7 protein-coding genes are annotated in these 6,826 nt (G+C 63.4%); 3 read left to right on the top strand and 4 right to left on the bottom strand.

What is annotated here, in order from left to right:
- Positions 1–266: 266 nt before the first annotated feature.
- The 4 genes from M3I53_RS33240 to M3I53_RS33225 form a co-directional block, all read right to left on the bottom strand.
- Positions 267–851: an RDD family protein gene (locus tag M3I53_RS33240; RefSeq protein WP_254320031.1), complete on the bottom strand. Its 585-nt coding sequence runs from the start codon at positions 849–851 to the stop codon at positions 267–269.
- A 102-nt stretch (positions 852–953) separates the two neighbouring features.
- Positions 954–1,781 carry a DUF3106 domain-containing protein gene (locus tag M3I53_RS33235; protein ID WP_254320030.1) on the bottom strand — a complete coding sequence of 276 codons (828 nt, stop codon included), beginning with the start codon at positions 1,779–1,781 and terminating at the stop codon, positions 954–956.
- Positions 1,782–1,807: 26 nt separating this feature from the next.
- Complete coding sequence (locus M3I53_RS33230; RefSeq protein ID WP_254320029.1) at positions 1,808–2,236, bottom strand: DUF3619 family protein; 429 nt, start codon at positions 2,234–2,236, stop codon at positions 1,808–1,810.
- Positions 2,233–2,796, bottom strand: coding sequence for an RNA polymerase sigma factor (locus tag M3I53_RS33225; protein WP_254320028.1), 564 nt, complete (start codon positions 2,794–2,796; stop codon positions 2,233–2,235). The genes M3I53_RS33230 and M3I53_RS33225 overlap by 4 nt, the downstream gene beginning before the upstream one ends.
- 397 nt (positions 2,797–3,193) lie before the next feature.
- Here M3I53_RS33225 and M3I53_RS33220 point away from each other — a divergent pair, with 397 nt between their 5' ends.
- From M3I53_RS33220 to ilvC, 3 genes are all read left to right on the top strand, one after another.
- Positions 3,194–4,969, top strand: coding sequence for an acetolactate synthase 3 catalytic subunit (locus M3I53_RS33220; protein ID WP_254320033.1), 1,776 nt, complete (start codon positions 3,194–3,196; stop codon positions 4,967–4,969).
- A 114-nt stretch (positions 4,970–5,083) separates the two neighbouring features.
- Positions 5,084–5,575: an acetolactate synthase small subunit gene (ilvN, locus tag M3I53_RS33215; protein ID WP_027795483.1), complete on the top strand. Its 492-nt coding sequence runs from the start codon at positions 5,084–5,086 to the stop codon at positions 5,573–5,575.
- Positions 5,576–5,691: 116 nt separating this feature from the next.
- On the top strand, positions 5,692–6,708 hold the full coding sequence (ilvC, locus tag M3I53_RS33210) for a ketol-acid reductoisomerase (protein WP_028205689.1): 1,017 nt from the start codon (positions 5,692–5,694) through the stop codon (positions 6,706–6,708).
- The last annotated feature ends 118 nt before the right edge of the window (positions 6,709–6,826 follow it).

Genomic DNA, 6,826 nt, shown 5'->3' with positions numbered 1-6,826 from the left:
GACGAGGGCGGCAGGGGCGGGACGGGAAAGGTGGCTCCGCCGGGAGATGGGTGGAACGTGGCGGAGTCGGTGCCTCGTCCGGTGGTCTGCCGGAACAGGGTGGTCGCTGACGTCTTTTGGGCCATGGCGCGCGCGGCAGGTTGTAATACGCGCATTGCGCCATGCCGCCGTGACGGCAACATGACAGTCACGAGAAGGTCTCGTTACGCAGTCCCAGGGGTCCCGTGCAGCCGCTTTTCCGGCCCGACGGGGATGTCGTGCGCGTGCTACGGCTTCGCGCCTTGTGGCGCGATTGCGACAATGCGCGTGCCCGCAAGGCGGTCGTGAAGGAACTGGCGGTCGTGGGAGAGGCGCGCGCTCGCGGCCCAGATCACGAACCAGCAGGCAACGAGCGCAAGCGTGTGCGGAATCGACAAATCGAGCAGCGGATGCAGCACGAGAGGCGGCAGGAACCAGAGCCAGGCGGCGAGGTATCGCAGCGTCGCGCGCGCGAGCGTGGGCGGCTTGCCGTCCGGGCCGACCACACGGAGGCGCCAGGTCTTCATCGGCAGCGTCTGCCCGCCCTTGTGCCAGAGGCAGACGAAATATGCGCCAGCCACGAAGATGATCCAGACCGCCATCGCGTTGTGATGCGTGTAGCCATTGCGCTGCTGGAGGGCGAGGCTGAACGCGAGGCCGGCGGCGAAGACGACGCCGAATAGCAGCACGCTTTCGTAGACGAACGCGGCGAGGCGGCGGCGAATCGAAACGGGCGCAGGTTCAACCGGGAAGACGGCGGCGGACGGCAGGGCGGCGGCTTGGGCGCTTTCGGACACGATGGCGTCAGTTCGGGGACGGGACGTCCCAAGCATAACCTCGAACACGCGCGCGGCGAAACGACTGCAACGCGGCGGCGGGGTTAACGAGGGCGCAGACTGTACATGCGAGGGTGCCGCGAGCGCCCGGTGGTGGCTTCAGGAACCCTTGAACGCTGCGGGTGCTTCGGCGGGCGAGACAGGAATGGGCGTGGCGGGCACGAAGCTGTCGGCGGCGGGAATGCCCGCCGCAAACGACGAAGCCACTGCCGGCTCGCTCGGCGCGCCAGGCGCTGTAGGCGCGAGACCCGAACCCGTGCTGCTCGCGCCAGCCGCGCCCGATGCCCCGGTGACGCCTGCGGGCGCGTGCGGCAGGCCGCGGTGATCGCGCTCGTTGACGAGGCGCTGGATATCGCGAATCTCGCTCTTGTTGCCGCTGGGCGGGGCGCTCACGACGGTGGGCCGGCGCTTGTGCTCGCTCGCCGCAAGGCGCTCTTTCTGCTCTTCGGGGAGTTGCAGGTAGGCCTTCCAGGCGCGCTGGCGCGCCTGCGGCGGCAATTCCTTGGAAACCTGGTAGTTTTCGCGGGCGACACGCCGCTGCTCCGGCGTCATGCTGACCCATTCCGCCATCCGCTCATGCAGACGCTTCTGGGCGTCAGGGGACATTTTCGGGTAACGGGCGGCGATCTTCAGCCATTTGCGCTTGCGTTCGTCGCTGAAACGGTCCCATTCGACGGCGAACGGCGCGAGCGCGGCGTGCTGCGCGTCGCTCAGACGCGCCCACGCGAGCGGATTGGACTGGCCCGGCAACGGCGCGAACGTGGTCGTGACCGAATTATCGACCGCGGGCGCTTTCACCTGCGCGGGCGCGCCAGCGGTGTTTTCACCAGTGGGCTCGGGATGAAAGCGCGGGTAGGTCGCCACATACGACACGACTGCCGCGACCACACATCCAATGACAACGGCCAGGCCGCGCTTGTAACTCACCCCGTTAGTCTCCTGCTCAGATTTCCCTAGTGCGCGCGCGTCAGATACGCGTTGAACCCGTGATCCAGGTAGGCCGTGAGCGGCAGGTCGTCGCTCAGCATGGCCGCGTCGATATCGGCGAGTTCAGCGGTGCGTTGCTGATCTTCGAAGTACGCGATGGCAAAGAGGCCCGCCACGAGTGCCGCGAGCGGCCAGGCGAGCGCGAAGCGCGCGAGCGCCGAACGGCGCCGCGCGGGCTGGTGCGCGGGCGCGCCGGACAGACTGCCGACGCCGGCCGCGGCGAGCGCCGGGGCGCGCACGAGCACGACTTCGGCCTTTTTCTGGGCGAGTGCGGTCTTGCGTGCGGCGGCGAGTCGGGCGGTGGTAGCGGCGGGCAGGTTGGCGGCGCTCTCGTCGAGCGCACGACGCATTTCCCGCACGAACGCCAGTTCTTTATTTTCGAAGGCGGAGCTCATAGGGTAATTCCTTTGGCCTTGAGCGCCTGAGCCAGCGTGTGGGTGGCCCGCGAGCAGTGCGTTTTCACGCTGCCTTCGGAGCAGCCCATTGCGGCGGCAGTCTCGGCGACATCCATATCCTCCCAGTAACGCATCAGAAACGCCTCCCGTTGACGTGCCGGTAATTTCTGGATCTCGTCGTCGATCATCTGGAGCACTTGCGCGCGCTCGATCTGCTGCTCGCTGCTTTCGGCGCCAGCCGTGCCCTGCTCGGCCTCGAAGGTCTCCAGGGGGTCGAAATCCTCGTCGTCTGCGTTGCCGAGCGACGAAAACAGACTCACCCACGTATTGCGTACTTTCTGCCGACGAAAATAGTCGTGCATCGTATTTTGCAAAATACGCTGAAAGAGCAGGGGGAGTTCTGCGGCCGGGCGGTCTCCGTATTTTTCCGCGAGCTTGATCATCGCGTCCTGCACGATGTCGAGCGAGGCGTCGTCGTCCCTTACGGCGTAGACCGTCTGCTTGAACGCGCGTCTTTCGACGCCAGCCAGAAAGTCGGCGAGTTCCTTGTCTGATGCCATCCGTTGCAGGGCGCCGCCGCCAGCGTACGCGTTATCGTTCGAAAAATGTCGTAAAACTCGCGGATCCTAGCAAATTTTCGCGCCAACAGGGTAGTGGAAAGGCCTGAGAATGCTTCGCATCATGGATGCGCCGGCCCTGATGGCTGTCTTCCCGGCCCGTGGCGGGCGCCGCGAGGCGTGCGCGCTGTCGCAACGCGCGTGCCCGCTTTCTCAATAATTGCTTGACCGATAAGCATCGAGCCGCTATCTTCGACGGTTCGCAACATAAGTGACTTGTCTCAATTCGGATGTGGCCCAAGAAGCTCATCTGTCAACTGGACGCGCCGCTTGAACCCGAGCCACAAGCCCGGCAGAGAGCACCCGATCAATTTTTTGCCGAAAATTCGAAAGGTCAATGATGAACATGCCCAGCGCGGAATTCTCCACGTCGGTCCCCCCTTCGCAAGAATCTGACCCTCAAGCCAATACCTCCATCGGCGGAACCGTGCTGATGAAGGCGCTCGCAGACGAGCAGGTCGAATTCATCTGGGGCTATCCCGGCGGCTCGGTGCTTTACATTTACGACGAGCTGTACAAGCAGGACAAGATTCAGCACGTTCTCGTACGCCACGAACAGGCAGCCGTGCACGCGGCCGACGCGTATGCGCGCTCGACCGGCAACGTCGGGGTGTGTCTCGTGACCTCGGGGCCTGGCGTCACCAATGCGGTGACGGGCATCGCGACGGCCTATATGGACTCGATCCCGATGGTGATCATCAGCGGCCAGGTGCCTACCGCCGCGATTGGTCAAGACGCCTTCCAGGAGTGCGACACGGTCGGCATCACGCGTCCCTGCGTGAAGCACAACTTCCTCGTGAAGGACGTGCGCGACCTCGCCGCCACCGTCAAAAAAGCTTTCTACATTGCGCGCACCGGCCGTCCCGGCCCCGTGCTGATCGACATTCCGAAGGACGTGTCGAAGACGCCGTGCACGTATGAACCGATCAAAAACGTTACGCTGCGTTCGTACAACCCGGTCACCAAGGGCCACTCGGGGCAGATCCGCAAGGCGGTGTCGCTGCTCCTCTCGGCAAAGCGTCCGTACATCTACACCGGCGGCGGCATCATCCTCGCGGATGCGTCGCGCGAACTGAACCAGTTCGCGGACCTGCTCGGCTACCCGGTCACGAACACGCTGATGGGTCTGGGCGGCTACCGCGCGAGCGACCGCAAGTTCCTCGGCATGCTCGGCATGCACGGCACCTACGAAGCCAACATGGCGATGCAGCACTGCGACGTGCTGATCGCGATCGGTGCGCGCTTCGATGACCGTGTGATCGGCGACCCGGCGCACTTCGCCTCGCGTCCGCGCAAGATCATCCACATCGACATCGATCCGTCGTCCATTTCGAAGCGCGTGAAGGTCGATATCCCCATCGTCGGCGACGTGAAGGAAGTGCTCAAGGAGCTCATCGAGCAGCTTCAGCACGCCGAACACGGCCCGGATACGGCCGCACTCGCCGACTGGTGGAAGGACATCGAAGGCTGGCGCGAGAAGAACTGCCTTAAGTTCGACCGTTCGAGCGAGATCATCAAGCCGCAGTACGTGGTGGAGAAGGCGTGGGAGCTCACGGGCGGCAACGCGTTCGTGTGCTCGGACGTGGGCCAGCACCAGATGTGGGCCGCGCAGTTCTACCGCTTCAACCAGCCGCGCCGCTGGATCAACTCGGGCGGCCTCGGCACGATGGGCTTCGGCCTGCCGGCTGCAATGGGCGTGAAGATGGCGCATCCGGACGACGACGTGCTTTGCATCACGGGCGAAGGCTCGATCCAGATGTGCATCCAGGAGCTGTCGACCTGCAAGCAGTACGACACGCCCGTGAAGATCATTTCGCTGAACAACCGCTACCTCGGCATGGTCCGCCAGTGGCAGCAGATCGAATACAGCAAGCGCTATTCGCATTCCTATATGGATGCGCTGCCTGACTTCGTGAAGCTCGCCGAAGCGTACGGCCACGTCGGCATGCGGATCGAAAAGACGGCGGACGTCGAGCCGGCGCTCAAGGAAGCGCTGCGTTTGAAGGACCGCACGGTGTTCCTCGATTTCCAGACCGACCCTTCCGAAAACGTCTGGCCGATGGTACAGGCCGGCAAGGGCATCACCGAGATGCTGCTTGGTTCGGAAGACCTGTAACGGTATTTGCACGGCGCCGTTCCGACCTCGCGCGGCGCGCGTCCACACAACGGGCGCGCGGGTTCGCGGGGAAGGGCGGCAACCACGCTAACTGGATAAATCGCGGATCACATCATGAGACACATTATTTCCGTTCTGCTGGAAAACGAGCCGGGCGCGCTCTCGCGCGTGGTCGGCCTCTTCTCGGCACGCGGCTACAACATTGAAACCTTGACGGTGGCGCCGACCGAAGACCGTTCGCTGTCGCGCATGACCATCGTTTCCATTGGCTCGGACGACGTGATCGAACAGATCACGAAGCATCTGAACCGCCTGATCGAGGTGGTGAAAGTGGTCGACCTTACCGAGGGCGCCCACATCGAGCGCGAGCTGATGCTGATCAAGGTAAGGGCGGTCGGCAAGGAACGTGAGGAGATGAAGCGGATGGCGGATATCTTCCGCGGCCGCATCATCGACGTCACCGAAAAGACCTACACGATCGAACTGACGGGCGCGAGCGACAAGCTCGACGCGTTCATCGAAGCGATCGATGCGACCGCGATTCTCGAAACCGTCCGTACTGGCGGCTCGGGCATTGGGCGCGGAGAGCGCATTCTGAAGGTGTGACCCGACCACAGTCGATCTTGCACCGGAACCTGACCGGATGCGTCCTTAACCGCATCCGGTGCAGCAAAAGCTAATAGCAGTACCGATATTCACCAGACTCTCGCCAAGGAACCAACATGAAAGTTTTCTACGACAAGGACGCCGATCTCTCCCTCATCAAGGGCAAGCAGGTCACGATCATCGGTTACGGCTCGCAAGGCCACGCACACGCGCTGAACCTGAAGGACAGCGGCGTGAACGTCACGGTCGGTCTGCGCAAGAACGGCGCATCGTGGAGCAAGGCTGAGAACGCCGGCCTGCAGGTCAAGGAAGTGGCCGAAGCGGTGAAGAACGCCGACGTCGTCATGATGCTCCTGCCCGACGAGCAGATCGCCGATGTCTACGCGAAGGAAGTCCACGCGAACATCAAGAACGGCGCAGCGCTCGCGTTCGCCCACGGCTTCAACGTGCACTACGGCCAGGTGATTCCGCGCGCGGATCTGGACGTCATCATGATCGCCCCGAAGGCGCCGGGCCACACGGTTCGCGGCACGTACTCGCAAGGCGGCGGCGTTCCCCACCTGATCGCTGTCCACCAGGACAAGTCGGGCGCGGCACGTGACATCGCCCTGTCGTACGCAGCAGCGAACGGCGGCGGCCGTGCCGGCATCATCGAAACGAACTTCCGCGAAGAAACCGAAACCGACCTGTTCGGCGAACAAGCCGTGCTGTGCGGCGGTACGGTCGACCTGATCAAGGCTGGCTTCGAAACGCTGGTCGAAGCGGGCTACGCGCCCGAAATGGCCTACTTCGAGTGCCTGCATGAACTGAAGCTGATCGTCGACCTGATCTATGAAGGCGGCATCGCCAACATGAACTACTCGATCTCGAACAACGCCGAGTACGGCGAGTACGTGACGGGCCCGCGCGTCATCACGGCCGAGACGAAGAAGGTCATGAAGGAAGTCCTGAAGGACATCCAGACCGGCGAATACGCCAAGAGCTTCATCCTGGAAAACAAGGCCGGCGCACCGACGCTGCAATCGCGCCGCCGTCTCGGCGCCGAGCACCAGATCGAAGTGGTCGGTGCGAAGCTGCGCGCGATGATGCCGTGGATCGCCGCGAACAAGCTCGTCGACCAGTCGAAGAACTAACCTGACGGACGGTATCAATCTGATTGCGTGAACGGTTTTTTGCCGTCACTCATCAGTTTGACCTGAGTCGGACCCGAAAAAGCCGCCCGGGTGGGATGAACCCTGGGCGGCTTTTGCT

This window comes from Paraburkholderia sp. CNPSo 3272 (assembly GCF_024206495.1).
Lineage (GTDB): Bacteria > Pseudomonadota > Gammaproteobacteria > Burkholderiales > Burkholderiaceae > Paraburkholderia.
This window is presented reverse-complemented; position numbering and strand designations above follow the sequence as displayed.

What these genes read in the sequence shown, in the direction of transcription:
- M3I53_RS33220 (WP_254320033.1), top strand. Translation starts at nt 3,194, where the DNA reads ATGAACATGCCCAGCGCGGAATTCTCCACGTCGGTCCCCCCTTCGCAA.
- M3I53_RS33225 (WP_254320028.1), bottom strand. Translation starts at nt 2,796, where the DNA reads ATGGCATCAGACAAGGAACTCGCCGACTTTCTGGCTGGCGTCGAAAGA.
- M3I53_RS33240 (WP_254320031.1), bottom strand. Translation starts at nt 851, where the DNA reads ATGCTTGGGACGTCCCGTCCCCGAACTGACGCCATCGTGTCCGAAAGC.
- ilvN (WP_027795483.1), top strand. Translation starts at nt 5,084, where the DNA reads ATGAGACACATTATTTCCGTTCTGCTGGAAAACGAGCCGGGCGCGCTC.
- ilvC (WP_028205689.1), top strand. Translation starts at nt 5,692, where the DNA reads ATGAAAGTTTTCTACGACAAGGACGCCGATCTCTCCCTCATCAAGGGC.
- M3I53_RS33230 (WP_254320029.1), bottom strand. Translation starts at nt 2,236, where the DNA reads ATGAGCTCCGCCTTCGAAAATAAAGAACTGGCGTTCGTGCGGGAAATG.